This is a genomic window from Methylophaga sp. UBA2012 (assembly GCF_002335235.1).
Taxonomy (GTDB): domain Bacteria; phylum Pseudomonadota; class Gammaproteobacteria; order Nitrosococcales; family Methylophagaceae; genus Methylophaga; species Methylophaga thalassica.
This window is the reverse complement of sequence record NZ_DDCG01000005.1, coordinates 29000-44363: the sequence shown is the minus strand read 5'-3', so window position 1 is coordinate 44363 and position 15364 is coordinate 29000. Positions and strand designations below refer to the sequence as shown.

The window sequence follows — 15364 nt, the reverse complement described above, 5'->3', positions numbered from 1 at the left end:
ATTCCGCCTTTATATCGACAGGCTTTCTAATTCAGCCGGTAAAATCTCGCCAAAATCTTCTTCTAGACATTCATCCATGAGCTCATTCCAAGTTTGCTCATTCCATAATTCAAACTTGTTACCTTGACCAATCATCACCATGCTTTTATCAAGGCCTGCAAACTCACGTAATTTAGCGGGTAATAAAATACGGCCATTGCCATCCATTTCACATTCAGTGGCATAACCGAGAAGCATTCTTTTTAAACGACGTACTTGAGGATTCAAACTGGGTAATGCGGAAAGTTTTTCTTCAACAATTTCCCATTCTGGCAATGGGTACAACTGTAAACAATGATCAGAATGATCGATGGTGATGACTAATCGGCCTTCACAACAGACGTCAAGATGCTTGCGGAACTTGGCTGGAACAGCCATCCGCCCTTTTGCATCCAGATTGAAAGTTGCCACGCCTCGAAACACTACTCATCCCCAAAAAATACGATCCACTAAGATCCACTTTCCCCCACTTGTCGACACTATAGGAGGGCAAATAGCCGAAGTCAAGCCTGTAAATAAACAAAATCCTCTTTTTATGACAATGACTTAGGGCATTTTCACAAAAGTGGGAGAAAAAGCTTGGAGGTGTTTCTGAAGGAGGTCTTTCTTATCAAAAAACTGGCATGTGAAGTTAAAGTAAATTCTAGAATACTCGTCTAAAAGACAAAAAAATAACTGCCAAGACAGGAAAAATGATGCTGTCTATAGCAGTTATTTTGCTTGTTACATATATAGGTTGAGACGACCGATAAGCCGGGTTCTGTCGTGGACAATCATTCATCTGGGACTGATGTCACCATCAGCCTCAAGCAACCTACCCAGGAACAGTACGGGTCGCACATGTCTGCAAGCAGACGTTCCTCTATTTGGTCTTGCTCCAGGTGGGGTTTACCATGCCACTTCTGTTACCAGAAGCGCGGTGCGCTCTTACCGCACCCTTTCACCCTTACCGAATCGCTTCGGCGGTATACTCTCTGTTGCACTGGCCGTGGGCTCGCGCCCCCCAGGTGTTACCTGGCACCTTACCCTATGGAGCCCGGACTTTCCTCACCAATATGACTATCAGTGCGATTGCCAAGTCGTCTCAGTGCGCTATTCTACCTAAAGGCTAGTTTTTCTGCTGTAATTTCAACGCTAACTGATAGGCTTCGTTTTTACTGCCACCCGTAATGTTAGCCACCATCGCCGCGGCCTTTTTCACAGGAAGCTCAGTAAGCAGAATTTTTAATAGCCGACTGACCTCTTGCTCATCCGCCGTTGCTTCATTTTGACTACCTTCTATCAACAGTACACACTCACCCCGCTGTTGATTATCATCTGCTTTAACCCAATCAATTAAGTCGATCAATGGTCGCGTTTCGATGGTTTCATGGAGTTTGGTTAATTCACGTGCCAGACAGGCTTGTCGTTGCTCACCGAAGATCAAAACCGCATCTTCCAATGCCGCCAGTAAACGTCGTGGACTTTCATAGAAAATCAAGGTTCTTGCATCTGACTTCAGCGATTCCATGAGTTGTTTGCGAGCTGATGACTTAGCCGGTAAAAACCCTTCAAAACTAAATCTATCAGAAGCCAGGCCCGAAGCAGATAATGCCGTAATTAATGCACAACACCCTGGAATGGGGATCACACGAATGCCTGCATCTCTAACGGTAGTAACCAATCGATAGCCTGGATCACTAATCAGTGGCGTACCGGCATCACTAATTAATGCTACTGACTCTCCCGCAAGCAAACGTTGGCAAAGGGCATCGCTACGCTGTTGTTCATTATGTTCATGCAGAGAAATCGTCGAGGTCTGGATAGCATAATGCTGTAATAAATACTTACTATGGCGAGTATCTTCAGCAGCAATCACATCAACGCTTTTTAATACCTCAATCGCTCTAGCTGAAAAATCAGCTAAATTACCAATAGGCGTAGCGACAATGAATAATTGACCTGCCTGACTTTCGTTCACAGTCTTTCCTTAAAATCTTGAATACAGTGTGGTCGTAATATACGCGAACAGGTAAGATGATGCCTCCTATGACTAATAATAGAATGACCTTATGTTCCTGAAACGCAGCTTCTGGTTATCCGCCATTATCCTCCTGAGCTTGACGGCTTGTCAGCCTGTGCAATCACCGGTCAGCATGACAAAGCCTGCTCAAATTGAAACGGTCGCCTCAGAGTTATCCGGACAATACCAACAGGCAGCAGATGAATATGCCCAACTGGCAACGACAAATGACGGTGCTGAACAAGCGGCATATCAACTGAAAGCAGCTCAAATGTATTGGCAGTCAGGCCAAGTTGAATTAAGCCAAAGTCAACTAGATCAAATCAAACTCAGCTTACTGGATAAAAGCCGACGCTATGATGCCGCGATCCTGGGCGCCAATATCGCATTGTTTAACAGTGAAGGTGAGCGTGCATTAGAAGCTCTCAGTGCTGTGCAGGAAAAAGACTTGTCCGCTCAGAATCTAAAGAATGTTCTAAAGCTTAAGACAGATGCTTATACATTGACTGGAAATTGGCTGGAAAAAGCCAACACCCATTTGAAGCTTGAAAAAATTCTGACAGATCCTGAATCATTGAAAAACAACCGTGAAGCGCTTTGGCAGGCATTAATGCAAATGACGCCACAAGCATTGGATCTGTTTAACCCAGGCTATCCACCCGCCGAAGATAGTGGTTGGTTTGCCCTTGCCTACAACATTAAAGCGTATCAGGATAACCCGGAAGTACTGGCTGTCGCACTTGAAGACTGGAAACGAAGCTACCCCAATCATCCTGCTGATCCAGCGCTGTATCAAAAAACCTTGGCAGCCGGAACGCATATCCCAAAAGATATTGAAAATATTGCCGTCTTACTGCCTAACTCAGGGCCATTTGTAGAAGCGGCTAAAGCGATTAAAGACGCCATTATTGCCGCACAATATGTAAATGGTTCAACGGCCCAACTGCACTTTTACGATATACAAACCGATGCGATCAGCGGGCAAAGTAATGTGTTATCTCAATACGATGCTGCCGTTGCTGATGGCGCCGGCGTGGTTATCGGTCCATTGCAAAAATCATCAGTGGAAACATTAGCAACACACCCAAACTTGAGTGTACCGGTACTGGCTTTGAACCGCACTGATGGGCCTGAGGCTTATAAAAACCTCTATCAGTTTGGACTTGCGCCAGAAGACGAAGCTGCCGCTGTTGCCAATTATGCTAAGCAATTGGGCTACAAACGCAGCATTGTGCTCGCGCCCTATAATGACTGGGGACAACGCATCGCTTCAGCCTTTACCAATCAATGGCGGAAGGATGGTGGCACCACGTTATTAGTCTCAAATTATAATGAAGCTGAAAATGACTTTCGGGATACACTCATTCCATTAATGGGATTAAATGAAAGTGAGCAACGTTATAAGTCCTTGCAAGGCACATTAGGTCGCTCACTCGACTTCGAACCACGTCGTCGTGAAGGCGTTGATTTTTTATTTTTAGTCGCTCGCCCACTCAAAGCACGTCAGCTCGTACCACAGCTGAAATATCATCGTTCAGGTCAGTTACCGTTACTGGCAACCTCACATGTTTATAGCGGGCAGTCCGATCCGCAACAAAATATTGATCTGAATGACTTGATTATTTGTGATATTCCATGGGTATTTGAAGAATTAGCCGCAGAAGATCCGGTGTATCAGGCACTGAAAAATCAGTCTCCGGAGAACTTTGCCAGTGCAATCCGACTCTATGCTCTAGGTGTAGATGCTTATAAGTTGATTCCACAACTTAATAAACTAAGTCGAGATCCCACCAGCTCAATGGCAGGCGCTACTGGTACGTTATCTATCAACTCGCAGGGACATGTCATTCGCAAAATGTTGTGGGCAAAATTTGAACAAGGAGAGCTAAAGCTCATTAAATAATTATGTTTGCCAAGGAAAAAGGCCAGCAAATAGAAAAACAGGTTTCCAGCTATCTACAAAAGCATGGTATGCGTCTGATACAACAGAACTATCATTGCCGTGGAGGTGAAATCGATTTAATCATGAAAGAAAAAGATACCTTGGTCTTTGTCGAGGTACGGTTTCGGAAGAATGCACGATTTGGTTCAGCACTGGAAAGCGTAAATAGTCAAAAACAGACTAAAATTATTCATACAGCGCAGCACTACATTCAAACAACATCATCACCATATCAGCACTATCGATTTGATGTTGTGGCGGTAACACCTGCTGACTCATCCATACAGATTGAATGGATAAAAAACGCTTTCCAGCTTAGTTAGCTAAAAAAATGTCAGTACATAGCGTTATTACAAGGAAAATCATTATGCTCAACATCAAAAAAGCAGCTTGGTTAGGCTTAGTTATTCCTGCCGCCACATTGTTTCTTCAAGCATGTGTGCCTGTTGTGGCAACAGGTGCAGCGACAGGCGCATCAGTTGCCTATGATCGTCGTACTACCGGTAGTGTGATTGATGATCAAGGGATCGAATTTAAAGCGTCATACGCCATCTATAACAACAAAGAAATCTATAACCAGAGTCATATTAACGTCACCAGTTATAACGGCGTTGTATTACTGACAGGTGAAACTCCGAGCGAGTCACTAAAACAAAAAGTAACGGCAGAAGTAAAAGCGATTCCTAAAGTCAGACGTATTCATAATGAGTTAGCGATTGCAGCCCCGAGCGCTTTGCCTTCTCGTAGTAGTGATGCCTGGATTACATCCAAAATCAAAGCGAAAATGACCACAGATGAAAATACGGATCCATTCCATGTAAAAGTGGTAACAGAACGTGGTGTAGTTTACTTGATGGGCATGGTGAGTCATGCTGAAGCGGATCAAGCCGTCAATATAGTTAGGAATTCTGCCGGTGTTCAGCGTGTAGTGAAAATTTTTGAATACACTGATTAAGTTAAGCCGTTTCAACAATCTTCAAAAAAAGGGCTCTTTATGAGCCCTTTTTTTATTAAAACGGTTTTACAACAACCAGAATAACAATCGCGATCAAGGCCAGTACTGGCAGCTCATTAAACCAACGGTAAAACGTATGGCTACGCTCATTTTTATCTGCAGCAAATTTCCTTACCATAGATCCGCACATACCATGATAAGCAAAGAGCAGTAATACCAACGTCAGTTTTGCATGCAACCAACCCATTGATGCTATTTGTTCTAGCGGATAATAACTCACTAACCAGACACCAAATATGAGAGTCAAAAGTGCACTTGGCGTCATAATGCCACGGTAGAGTTTGCGCTCCATAATTCTAAAGCGCTCTTTACCCGCTTGATCCTCAGTCATCGCATGGTAAACAAACAAACGCGGCAAATAGAACATGGCTGAAAACCATGTCACTACAAAAATGATATGAAATGCCTTCACCCAAAGCATGGTGTATTCCTCATACAAAAACAATGATAGTATCAGTTTATATTCAAGGGGGTATTTATGACCGATTCAACTGCTCAGGATAGACGCCGTTTCAGCCGCATACCTTTTGATGCTGTTGCCCACATCAACACTGAAAATGGTGATTTATTTCTCAATTGCCAAATCATTGATATTTCATTAAAAGGTCTATTAGTTCATAAACCAGGACAGTGGCAATCTGAGATTGGCGATAAATGTCGTCTCGACTTATTACTGGATAATGCCCAAGTCATTATCGAGATGGAAACCGTAATAGCCCATATCGATGATGAACAGATCGGTTTTGACTGCGAACATATCGGTTTAGATAGCATCACACACTTAAAACGCCTGATTGAGCTGAATCTGGGTGATGAAGCCATTCTCCACAGGGAATTATCAGCTCTGATTGATCAGCATTAAGCAGTGATATCCCGAAGTATATTAATCACTTCTGACAAGTGTTTTACCGCATGCACCTTCATACCCTTCAAGTCTTTTCGTGGCGCATTTGCTGCTGGCACAATCGCATGAGTAAAACCATGTTTATTTGCATCTTTAATGCGTTCTTCGCCGGCCTGCACAGGTCGAATTTCCCCGGTCAGTCCGACCTCACCAAATAATACCCAGTCTCTGGGTAGTGGTTTATTACGCAGGCTGGAAATAATCGCAGCTAATACCGCCAAGTCAGCCCCAGTCTCACTCAGTTTTACACCACCGACAACGTTAATAAATACATCCTGATCATGACAGGTAATTCCACCATGTCGATGCAAAATAGCCAGCAACATGGCTAAGCGATTTTGCTCAAGCCCCACCGTCACCCTTCTTGGGTTTCCGAGAGGACTACTATCAACCAAGGCTTGCACCTCAACTAACATCGGTCGGCTGCCTTCTCGTATCACTGTGACAATGCTGCCTGGCACAGACTCATCTCCCCGAGACAGGAAAATGGCAGATGGATTACTGACTTCTTTAAGTCCTAATTCCGTCATGCCAAACACACCAAGCTCATTCACAGCACCAAAACGGTTTTTAACAGCACGCAAAATTCTGAATCGTGTAGAAGTATCACCTTCAAAATAAAGCACGGTATCAACCATATGTTCAAGCACACGAGGTCCGGCTAATGCTCCTTGCTTAGTGACATGACCTACCAGAATCATTGTCGTGCCACTGGATTTAGCAAAACGAACCAGCTGTGCAGCACTTTCACGTACCTGTGCCACTGTTCCTGGTGCAGATTGTAATAACTCAGTGAATACCGTTTGTATTGAGTCAATCACCATCACTTGTGGTTTACGATTTTTTGCGACCTGAATCATCTGCTCAGCATGGGTTTCGGCTAATAGATCAACCGGTGCCTGTTCCAATTGAAGCCGTTCTGCACGCAAGCGAATTTGCTGTAAGGACTCTTCACCACTGATATAAAGTGGACTAATCCCACTACTGTCAGCCATTGTTGCCATAGCTTGTAGTAATAAGGTGGACTTGCCAATCCCAGGATCGCCACCTATCAAGACAACCGAGCCCGTGACTAAACCACCACCGAGTACTCTGTCGAGTTCTGGCAAGCCCGTAGTCCAACGTACGGCTTGCTCAGAAGTGACTTCTCCCAGTGCCTGAACTTCACTTTTTTGTTCTCCAGCATAACCAGAGTGCTTACTGATTGTGGCTTGTGCCGTGGACGAAGCGCTGGAATAGATCTCTTCTTCAAGACTATTCCATGCCCCACAATCGGAACAACGTCCCGCCCATTGTGGTGTTTGAGCCCCACACTCTTTACAGACATAAACCTTTTTGACTTTAGCCATCTATAACGTCCCTGTTAACACGTTTACTCAACACAGTGACAAGCTCATAAGGGATGGTGCCCGCATATTCAGCCACCTCTTCTACCATTAATTCTGAACGGCCCCATAACAGCACCTCATCGCCGACACTCGCCTTTGAGCAATCGGTCAGATTGATACAAATCGTGTCCATAGAAATACGACCAATCACCGGGCAACGTTGGCCCCGAATCACCACTTCAGAACGGTTAGATAAATGCCGACTATACCCATCACCATAACCGATACTGGCGACACCAATAAGTGAAGCTTGTTTAGCTGACCAGTCACCACCATAACCAACCTGTTCACCAATATTGATGTCATAGACCGAAATCAATTGTGTCGTTAATTGCATGGCTGGCTGTAACTCATGCTCGGCAGCATTCGGATCTGCAAATGGTGAAATACCATACAGCATCAAACCGGGACGCACCCAATCCAAATGCGATTCGGGATACGCCAGCACAGCAGCGGAATTAGACAAACAGACTGGCAAACCGGTTTTGTGTTTGAGGCTTTGCATATGCTCAAGTTGATGTTGATTACGGATATCACCTACGAGATCAGAGTTTGCAAAATGACTCATCAAGCCGAACTCATCGTTCATATTGCCTGATGCTTTTAAACGACTAAGGGCTGTTTCAATATCCTCTGGTCGAATACCAAGCCGGTGCATGCCACTATCAACCATGATCCAATTAAAACGCAAAGGCTGAATCAAGGTGATTGAACTCAATAAGTCGACTTGAGAACTGAGATGTATCACTGGCGATAAATTGAACTCTGCTGCAAGCTGAAAATCATCAGCCGTATTAACGCCTTCAAGAATAACGATCGGGAGTGTCACACCATGATGTCGAAGCGATAGCGCCTCTGACAATCGTGCCACAGCAAAAGCATCACTTTGCTTTAAGGCTTCTGCTACGGCTATCACACCATGGCCATAGGCATCGGCTTTAATAACCGACATAACCTTGCTCTTGGCTGCATAGTGTTTTACCCGTGCAAAGTTATGCTGTAGGGCACTAATAGAAATAGTCGCAGTGGGGAAAGTCAATGTTACTCCTCGCCGTAGCTCGGATAATTATCCTGATCTTCGTAATAACTTGGGGCAAAATTCTCAAATCGTGTGTACTTGCCCTGGAATGTTAACGCCACGGTACCAATAGGACCATTACGCTGTTTACCAATGATAATTTCGGCTTTACCTTTATCAGGTGAATCTGAATTATAGACTTCATCCCGATAGATAAAGACGATGAGATCCGCATCCTGCTCAATCGCACCCGATTCACGCAAATCAGACATTACCGGACGTTTATTTGGACGTTGTTCCAGACTTCGGTTTAACTGGGATAAGGCAATCACTGGTACTTCCAGTTCTTTACCCAGTGCTTTCAATGAACGCGATATTTCAGAAATCTCAGTAGCTCGGTTTTCATTGGCTTTACCGGCGTTTCCCTGCATTAATTGCAGATAGTCAATCACGATTAAACTTAGACCATGCTCACGTTTAAGACGTCTGGCACGCGCACGTAATTCTGTTGGACTTAATGCAGGAGTGTCATCGATAAATAACGGCGCTTCATTAAGTAAAGCTATCGCTGACGTTAACCGAGGCCAATCATCATCATTTAATTTACCCGTACGTAAGCGATGCTGATCGATTCGGCCTAATGAAGACAGCATACGCATGGCCAACGCATCTGCAGGCATCTCCATACTGAACACCGCTACAGGTTGTTTACTGTGTATGGCACCATTTTCGGCAATATTCATTGCGAAGGTGGTTTTACCCATTGATGGGCGACCAGCAACAATCACCAAATCGGCCGGTTGCAACCCTGAGGTTTGCTCATCAAAGTCAATGAATCCGGTCGGTAAGCCAGTAATAGCACTGTCTTGCTCAAACAGGCTGTCAATTCTGTCGACCACTTTACTCAGTACATCTTTTACCTGAATAAAGCCACCACCACGTTTTGCGCCTTTTTCAGCAATCTCAAAGACATGGCGCTCAGCAATATCGAGCATATCTTCTTTGCTCATGCCTTCAGGCTTAAACGCCATATTGGCAATGCTATTGCCGACTTTGATTAATTGACGAAGAATAGCCCGTTCGCGCACGATTTCAGCATACGCGGTAATATTCGCAGCACTTGGTGTATTGCGTGCCAACATCCCCAGATAAGCCAGTTCGCCAACTTGGTCTAACTCACCACGCTTATCATGCCATTCAGCCAGTGTAATCACGTCAACAGGCTGTGAATGCTCCATTAACTGAGCAATCGCACGATAAATTAATTGATGGTCATGACGATAGAAATCTTGCTCAACCAGGAGATCGGCCACTTGTTCCCAGGCAGAGTTGTCGAGCATTAATCCGCCAAGCACTGACTGCTCAGCTTCGATGGAATGAGGCGGCACCTTCAGTGCTTCAGTGGCAGAATCCTTAAATGAATCGAAATAATTTAAGTCTTCCACAGTGTTTATAGCCTCTATATATCTAAGACACAATTCTCATAAATTGAGATGATGAGAATAAAAAATGGAGGCCAGACCTAGAGTCCAGCCTCCATACTTTCATTAAGCTTCTTCTTGTGCTTTTGCAATCGCTTCAGCTTCTTCTAAAGCTGCTTCTCTTGCTTTTTTCGCTTCTTCAGCTTCCGCTTTTGCTTGCAGTTCAGCTTCTGAGCTTACATTGACTTTAACGACTTCAATAACATCAGCATGTAATTGAATATCAATGTTGTATTCGCCTGTATGACGTAATGGACCTGTCGGTAAGCGAACTTCATTGCGGTCAATATCAGCGCCGGCTGCATTTAATGCATCAGCGATATCTGCAGCAGTGATTGAGCCGAATAGTTTACCCTCAACACCAGCATTAGCCATAATGTTAAGAGAACCAGCTGCAACCAGTTTCGCTTTACGCGCTTCAGCTTCAGCTAATAACTTAGCTGCTGCCGCTTCCAGATCCGCACGACGTGCTTCAAACTTTTCTCTGTTTTGCTTAGTTGCAGGTAACGCTTTACCTTTAGGTACTAAGAAGTTACGTCCAAAACCAGACTTAACATTGACTTCATCGCCCAGATTACCAAGCTTTTGAACTTTTTCTAGCAATATAACTTGCATCGTTCTACCCTCATTCGCAATCAAATCGATTGCTTATTCAAATACCCGTACCACTCTTTTTAGAGCGATCACGTAAATTAAACCACTGATCTAATACACCCAGGCTGGCTAGTATCATTACCATTTGTGGCAGCATAATGACGAGTAAAACATAGACAGTCACTAACCATGCTTTACTTTTTTGCTTTATCGCCACCATCGCATGCACGATAGCCAAACCTTGAACACCAAACACTACCAGCATCACTGGTAAACAATCCATCAACCATGGCACATAACTACCAATAGAGGTAAGTGCCAAAATGATAAGTAGCCCGGTAAAAACGGCAGGCGCTTTACCCAAGCGTAACTGTTTAAACTCTGCACCAAATGCTCCTGGATTATAGAGTTCAGACTGCCAGGCACGTCCGATAATGATGCCTAAAATCGCATTAAGACACACACCAGCAGCAACCAGACCGGTCATTAAACCAGATAATCTCATCGCCACCTGTTCGGTCTGTGTTGCATTTAATTGCCAACTAGGCTGTTCACTCAGATTGTCGATGAATGGTTTTAACATCTGTTGCCACCAAGATGCTGTATCTGGAATAAACAGATGCAGCATCAGTACAACCAGAATGCCTAAACCACTCGCCGTTAATAAAGACAATGCAAATGAACGAGTATAACCAAGCGCCAGAGTTACCAGGTAAACCGGCAACCAACTGGTTAGCAAAACCAAACCCGCAATCCACAACTGCCCCACTAAGAAACCAGCAAGCAAAGCAAACACAACTAACGTTGCCAGAATAACGCTCACGCCTTCACGTGGGCCCATTCTCAAAGTCGTTAACGAAATCACACCACTAGACAAATAGTTTAGTGGCGGAAAGATTATCGCCAGAGCTGACAACACCGCTGTTGTTGCTGCCGCTTTCCAGCGACCTTGCATAGCGTAAGAGGCAATAACTTTAAACAGCATAACTGATACGTTTAAGTGCTTAGATCAAGACAAATTATTTATGCATGTCGCAGTATGGCAACAATGCCAGGAAACGCGCACGCTTCACACAAGTTGAAAGCTGACGCTGGTAGCGCGCTTTAGTACCTGTGATACGGCTTGGTACGATTTTTCCTGTTTCAGTGATGTAGTTTTTTAACAAATTTACATCTTTATAATCGATTTGTTTAATGCCTTCGGCAGTAAAGCGACAAAATTTTCTACGTCTAAAAAAACGTGCCATTATGAATTCTCCTAAAAGTCTGCAGCAGTATTAAGCTGATTTTTTCTCGTCTTCTTTTTGCATCATAGGTGAAGCTTCAGTAACCGCTTCTTCCATGTTAACAACCAGATGACGAATAACAGCATCGTTGAAACGGAATGCAGTAGTTACTTCATTCAACTGTTCAACACCACATTCAACGTTCATAAGAACATAATGTGCTTTGTGTACTTTATTGATTGGGTATGCAAGTTGACGGCGACCCCAATCTTCCAAACGATGGACTTGACCACCTTCGCTTGTCAGTGTTTGGGTATAACGCTCGATCATGCCAGGCACTTGTTCACTCTGATCAGGGTGGACCAGAAACACGATTTCGTAATGTCTCATTTGAGCTCCTCACGGTTTAAACAGCTTTATGGTCTTAGCCATAAAGCAAGGAGTTTTGCTTAACTGACGAATCAGAATTTAAAGCAATCTGACATTTTACTTGAATTCAGGTACTTATCACAAGCTGCGTTGACGAAATGCTTCAAACAGGCACACGCCTGCGGCTACTGAAACATTCAAGCTTTCGGCTTCGCCTTGCATAGGTATAAACACCACTTCATCACAATTTTCACGAGTCAAGTGGCGGATACCTTTACCTTCAGCACCAAGCACGATTGCCATCGGCCCAGTCAGTTTGGTTTGATACAGACTGGTTTCGCTATCACCCGAGGTACCAATTAACCAAACACCTCTTTGCTGCAACTCTCGCATCAAACGCGCAATATTCGTCACTTGGGCAAAAGGTAAGCGCTCTGCTGAGCCACTGGATATCTTAATCGCCGTTGCAGTTAAGCCAGAAGCACGATCCTTGGGAGCAATAACAGCATGAGCTCCTGAAGCTTCAGCTGTACGTAAACATGCGCCTAGATTGTGAGGGTCTTGAACACCGTCCAGAATCAACAATAAAGGCGGCTCATTCAGATTGTCTAAAAGATCGAATAACCCTTTCTCATCCAGACTTTCCAGAGGCCGACATTTAGCGACACAGCCTTGGTGCTGAACATCAGGAGCAATCTTATCGAGGGTTTCACGTTCAGAAAAGTGAATAACCACACCTTGCTCATTTGCCGCAGCAAGGACATTCTCAACACGGTTATCCTGTCTTTCCGCTGCCAGCCATATTTCTTTTACACGGCTGACAGGTACTTCCAGAGCGGCCTGCACGGCATGCAGGCCGAAAATGACATCGGGATCAATCGGTGCGTGATGGGCCGTTTTCGTTTTACGGCGTTTGATAGGCTTCAGACTCTTGTCCTTCAATAACAGGTTTAACAAACAATTCGACACGACGATTTAATTGTCGGCCAGCTTCAGTATCGTTAGTTGCACGCGGATCACTTTCACCTTTGCCAATAGCGTATAAACGACTGGAAGACACGCCTCTGGAGGATAAATAATCAACAACAGATTGCGCTCTTCGCTCTGATAGTTTCATATTGTAGCTTTCTGAACCTACGCTGTCTGTATAACCAACTACATGAATAATGGTATTAGGATAACGCTGTAAGATACCAGCGACTTTATTCAGTGTCGGTGTAAAAGCCGATTTTAATGAAGCACTGTCAAAATCAAATGACACTTCACTGGCAATATCAATTTTGAGTGTTTCATTTTCTAATTGCTGAATTTTTAATTCATTGCGTGCACGCTCATCAGCTAAAGCCGCTTCCATTTCTTGCTGCTGTTTATCCATGTAGTGTCCGACACCACCACCAGCCAGCGCACCCACAGCCGCGCCAGCGAGAACACCACCAGCTCCGTCATCGACTGCATAACCCAGTAGAGCGCCAGCCGCAGCGCCTATCGCCGCACCTGTTTTCGTTTTCTGGTTAGGATCGTCAGCAGCACAGCCACTCAAGGCCGCTGCAATCAGTGAAACCAAGACAATTTTCTTCATCTAATTTTCTCCTAGGGTTTTAATCGATTCTAGACCGTAGACTGGTTGCTCATTATACTGGTTCCGCAAATATCATTTTAAAGCAGGTACCAGATGGGCTCAGAATTTATTCCTGTCAACATTGCTATTTTGACAATATCCGATACACGCACTAAAGACAACGATGCCTCAGGCGACGTGCTGCAAGATAAAGCTACAGCGGATGGTCATAGCGTGAGTCATCGTGACATTGTGGCTGATGATACCTACCGGATAAGGGCGGTTATTTCACAATGGTTAATCAATGACGACATTGATGTCATCATTACTACAGGTGGAACAGGCCTGACCGGTCGGGATGGTACTCCAGAAGCCGTCAAAGTATTATTCGATAAAGAAATTGAAGGCTTCGGCGAGTTATTTCGTGCTCGTTCTTATGATGTTATCAAAACATCGACAGTTCAAAGTCGAGCTATCGCAGGCCTAGCCAATGGTAAATTTATTTTTTGCCTGCCCGGTTCTAAAGGTGCCTGTATTACTGGCTGGGATGAAATACTCCATGACCAGTTAAATGCCACGCACAAGCCCTGCAACTTTATTGACCTGATTCCACGTTTATTAGAAAAATAATGGTCATTCATCTTTATACCACGGCTGGTTGTCACTTATGTGAGCAAGCTCAAGAGCTCTTACACGCGTCGTCACAGGCATATGCAATCGATATCAAGCCTATCGAAATCGGTGATGATGATAAGCTTGTTGAAGAATTCGGAGTACATATTCCGGTTGTCGAATTTCCAGACAAACAACAACTTTTCTGGCCATTTGATTTGACACAACTCAATCAAAAAATCCAAGAGCAAACAGTTTCTTACACGTAAACTTCACATCGCTAAAACTATGCTCCGGTAAGATTCATCTTGGAGCATGTGATGTCTGTAAATTCCATATCCACTGTTATTTTTTTGTGCCTATTTCTTAGTTCTGCCTATGCCAGGGAATATCCTAAGGCACCTGGCGTCCGTTATGATGTAGGTGGGTACAAACTTCATATGCTATGCAAAGGTCATGGACAGCCCGTCGTTATTATCGATACTGGTCTTGGTGATGACTCCACAGCCTGGTTTGATATTCAAAATAACATTGCCAAACACACACGTACCTGTGTGTATGACAGAGCGGGTTATGGCTGGAGTGATGCAGGACCTCAACCTCGTACCAGTGTCCGTATTGCAAATGAATTAGAAACCCTGATCCATAAAGCAAAGCTAGATGGTCCATTCATTTTGGTTGGACATTCGTTTGGTGGCTATAACATGCGAGTATTCGCGGCTAGTCACCCTGAAGAAGTGACTGGTATTGTGTTAGTAGACGCTTCGCATGAAAATCAGTATGAAAAGTTAAATATTAAGCTACCGCAAAATTACGATCGTAAACGAAATATCATCATTCTTCCCAAACCTTCGGGTACGCCACTGAACGCCGAACAATCTATGCTCAAAGAACGGGCAATTAACGCTGCTCGAACTGAAATATCCTCACTTTATCAAAGTGCTTTACAAGTTAAACATCTCAGACATCTGCCAAATGTGCCATTAATTGTTATCAGCCGTGGCCAGAGTGAATGGCAAGGCCAAAAAGATGCTGAAAATCGTGAAAAAATCTGGGTTCATCTCCAACAAGACTTATGGAAACTCACCTCCCATAGCCAGCATTTGTTTGCTTTTCACAGTGGTCATGATATCCATCTTCATCAACCTGACATTATTGTAAATGCTGTTTTAGATATGGTGTCAACACATCAGGGTCAGGTTATGCATTGAACAAG

At 44.1% G+C, this 15364-nt stretch carries 18 protein-coding genes, 1 other RNA gene and 1 pseudogene; 7 read left to right on the top strand and 13 right to left on the bottom strand.

Going from position 1 to position 15364, the window contains the following annotated elements; genetic code table 11:
• Nucleotides 1–9 precede the first annotated feature (9 nt).
• The 3 genes from mraZ to rsmI form a co-directional block, all read right to left on the bottom strand.
• On the bottom strand, nt 10–462 hold the full coding sequence (gene mraZ / locus B2248_RS05000; RefSeq protein ID WP_040576282.1) for a division/cell wall cluster transcriptional repressor MraZ: 453 nt from the start codon (nt 460–462) through the stop codon (nt 10–12).
• Nucleotides 463–772: 310 nt separating this feature from the next.
• Nucleotides 773–1126, bottom strand: an RNA gene (rnpB, locus tag B2248_RS04995) — RNase P RNA component class A.
• Nucleotides 1127–1147: 21 nt separating this feature from the next.
• Entirely contained in the window at nt 1148–1999 is an 852-nt protein-coding gene (gene rsmI / locus B2248_RS04990; protein WP_273182698.1) for a 16S rRNA (cytidine(1402)-2'-O)-methyltransferase, read from the bottom strand.
• A gap of 91 nt (nt 2000–2090) precedes the next feature.
• Between rsmI and B2248_RS04985 the strand changes: the two genes are divergently transcribed.
• Genes B2248_RS04985 through B2248_RS04975 form a run of 3 tightly spaced genes read left to right on the top strand, consistent with a single transcriptional unit; the run spans nt 2091 to nt 4938 of the window.
• A complete protein-coding gene (locus B2248_RS04985) occupies nt 2091–3944 on the top strand; it encodes a penicillin-binding protein activator (RefSeq protein WP_273182699.1) in 1854 nt (617 codons plus the stop codon).
• Nucleotides 3945–3946: 2 nt separating this feature from the next.
• Nucleotides 3947–4306, top strand: a complete 360-nt coding sequence (locus tag B2248_RS04980; protein ID WP_273182701.1) for a YraN family protein — start codon at nt 3947–3949, stop codon at nt 4304–4306.
• A gap of 44 nt (nt 4307–4350) precedes the next feature.
• Nucleotides 4351–4938: a BON domain-containing protein gene (locus tag B2248_RS04975; protein ID WP_007146018.1), complete on the top strand. Its 588-nt coding sequence runs from the start codon at nt 4351–4353 to the stop codon at nt 4936–4938.
• A gap of 55 nt (nt 4939–4993) precedes the next feature.
• Here the strand turns inward: B2248_RS04975 and hemJ are convergent, their stop codons facing one another.
• Complete coding sequence (gene hemJ, locus B2248_RS04970; protein ID WP_273182702.1) at nt 4994–5419, bottom strand: protoporphyrinogen oxidase HemJ; 426 nt, start codon at nt 5417–5419, stop codon at nt 4994–4996.
• Nucleotides 5420–5476: 57 nt separating this feature from the next.
• Between hemJ and B2248_RS04965 the strand changes: the two genes are divergently transcribed.
• Nucleotides 5477–5860: a PilZ domain-containing protein gene (locus B2248_RS04965; protein WP_007146020.1), complete on the top strand. Its 384-nt coding sequence runs from the start codon at nt 5477–5479 to the stop codon at nt 5858–5860.
• Here B2248_RS04965 and radA read toward each other — a convergent pair.
• The 9 genes and pseudogenes from radA to B2248_RS04920 form a co-directional block, all read right to left on the bottom strand.
• A complete protein-coding gene (gene radA / locus B2248_RS04960) occupies nt 5857–7251 on the bottom strand; it encodes a DNA repair protein RadA (protein WP_273182703.1) in 1395 nt (464 codons plus the stop codon). The two genes, B2248_RS04965 and radA, sit on opposite strands and share 4 nt — an antisense overlap.
• Entirely contained in the window at nt 7244–8329 is a 1086-nt protein-coding gene (alr, locus tag B2248_RS04955) for an alanine racemase (RefSeq protein WP_273182705.1), read from the bottom strand. Before alr ends, radA begins: the two co-directional genes overlap by 8 nt.
• A 2-nt stretch (nt 8330–8331) precedes the next feature.
• The gene (gene dnaB / locus B2248_RS04950) at nt 8332–9753 is read right to left on the bottom strand and encodes a replicative DNA helicase (RefSeq protein ID WP_007146023.1); all 1422 of its coding nucleotides are present in this window, start codon (nt 9751–9753) and stop codon (nt 8332–8334) included.
• A gap of 213 nt (nt 9754–9966) precedes the next feature.
• A pseudogene (gene rplI, locus B2248_RS04945) lies at nt 9967–10404 on the bottom strand (50S ribosomal protein L9); the annotation flags it as partial.
• A 37-nt stretch (nt 10405–10441) separates the two neighbouring features.
• On the bottom strand, nt 10442–11368 hold the full coding sequence (locus B2248_RS04940) for a DUF2232 domain-containing protein (protein WP_273182707.1): 927 nt from the start codon (nt 11366–11368) through the stop codon (nt 10442–10444).
• Between the two features lie 34 nt (nt 11369–11402).
• Nucleotides 11403–11630 (bottom strand): 30S ribosomal protein S18, encoded by a 228-nt coding sequence (gene rpsR, locus B2248_RS04935; RefSeq protein WP_007146026.1) that lies wholly within the window; start codon nt 11628–11630, stop codon nt 11403–11405.
• Between the two features lie 30 nt (nt 11631–11660).
• A complete protein-coding gene (rpsF, locus tag B2248_RS04930) occupies nt 11661–11999 on the bottom strand; it encodes a 30S ribosomal protein S6 (protein ID WP_007146027.1) in 339 nt (112 codons plus the stop codon).
• Between the two features lie 117 nt (nt 12000–12116).
• Complete coding sequence (rlmB, locus tag B2248_RS04925; protein WP_284722055.1) at nt 12117–12920, bottom strand: 23S rRNA (guanosine(2251)-2'-O)-methyltransferase RlmB; 804 nt, start codon at nt 12918–12920, stop codon at nt 12117–12119.
• A complete protein-coding gene (locus B2248_RS04920) occupies nt 12883–13557 on the bottom strand; it encodes an OmpA family protein (RefSeq protein WP_273182710.1) in 675 nt (224 codons plus the stop codon). The genes rlmB and B2248_RS04920 overlap by 38 nt, the downstream gene beginning before the upstream one ends.
• Before the next feature lie 93 nt (nt 13558–13650).
• Between B2248_RS04920 and moaB the strand changes: the two genes are divergently transcribed.
• Genes moaB through B2248_RS04905 form a run of 3 tightly spaced genes read left to right on the top strand, consistent with a single transcriptional unit; the run spans nt 13651 to nt 15359 of the window.
• Nucleotides 13651–14166: a molybdenum cofactor biosynthesis protein B gene (gene moaB, locus B2248_RS04915; protein WP_007146030.1), complete on the top strand. Its 516-nt coding sequence runs from the start codon at nt 13651–13653 to the stop codon at nt 14164–14166.
• Nucleotides 14166–14417, top strand: a complete 252-nt coding sequence (locus tag B2248_RS04910; protein WP_273182712.1) for a glutaredoxin family protein — start codon at nt 14166–14168, stop codon at nt 14415–14417. The genes moaB and B2248_RS04910 overlap by 1 nt, the downstream gene beginning before the upstream one ends.
• 51 nt (nt 14418–14468) lie before the next feature.
• The gene (locus B2248_RS04905; RefSeq protein ID WP_273182714.1) at nt 14469–15359 is read left to right on the top strand and encodes an alpha/beta fold hydrolase; all 891 of its coding nucleotides are present in this window, start codon (nt 14469–14471) and stop codon (nt 15357–15359) included.
• The last annotated feature ends 5 nt before the right edge of the window (nt 15360–15364 follow it).

Excerpts from the sequence above, each read along its gene's own strand:
- B2248_RS04985 (WP_273182699.1), top strand. The coding sequence starts at position 2,091 with ATGTTCCTGAAACGCAGCTTCTGGTTATCCGCCATTATCCTCCTGAGC.
- B2248_RS04980 (WP_273182701.1), top strand. The coding sequence starts at position 3,947 with ATGTTTGCCAAGGAAAAAGGCCAGCAAATAGAAAAACAGGTTTCCAGC.
- B2248_RS04975 (WP_007146018.1), top strand. The coding sequence starts at position 4,351 with ATGCTCAACATCAAAAAAGCAGCTTGGTTAGGCTTAGTTATTCCTGCC.
- hemJ (WP_273182702.1), bottom strand. The coding sequence starts at position 5,419 with ATGCTTTGGGTGAAGGCATTTCATATCATTTTTGTAGTGACATGGTTT.
- B2248_RS04965 (WP_007146020.1), top strand. The coding sequence starts at position 5,477 with ATGACCGATTCAACTGCTCAGGATAGACGCCGTTTCAGCCGCATACCT.
- radA (WP_273182703.1), bottom strand. The coding sequence starts at position 7,251 with ATGGCTAAAGTCAAAAAGGTTTATGTCTGTAAAGAGTGTGGGGCTCAA.
- B2248_RS04940 (WP_273182707.1), bottom strand. The coding sequence starts at position 11,368 with ATGCTGTTTAAAGTTATTGCCTCTTACGCTATGCAAGGTCGCTGGAAA.
- rpsR (WP_007146026.1), bottom strand. The coding sequence starts at position 11,630 with ATGGCACGTTTTTTTAGACGTAGAAAATTTTGTCGCTTTACTGCCGAA.
- rpsF (WP_007146027.1), bottom strand. The coding sequence starts at position 11,999 with ATGAGACATTACGAAATCGTGTTTCTGGTCCACCCTGATCAGAGTGAA.
- B2248_RS04920 (WP_273182710.1), bottom strand. The coding sequence starts at position 13,557 with ATGAAGAAAATTGTCTTGGTTTCACTGATTGCAGCGGCCTTGAGTGGC.
- moaB (WP_007146030.1), top strand. The coding sequence starts at position 13,651 with ATGGGCTCAGAATTTATTCCTGTCAACATTGCTATTTTGACAATATCC.
- B2248_RS04910 (WP_273182712.1), top strand. The coding sequence starts at position 14,166 with ATGGTCATTCATCTTTATACCACGGCTGGTTGTCACTTATGTGAGCAA.
- B2248_RS04905 (WP_273182714.1), top strand. The coding sequence starts at position 14,469 with ATGTCTGTAAATTCCATATCCACTGTTATTTTTTTGTGCCTATTTCTT.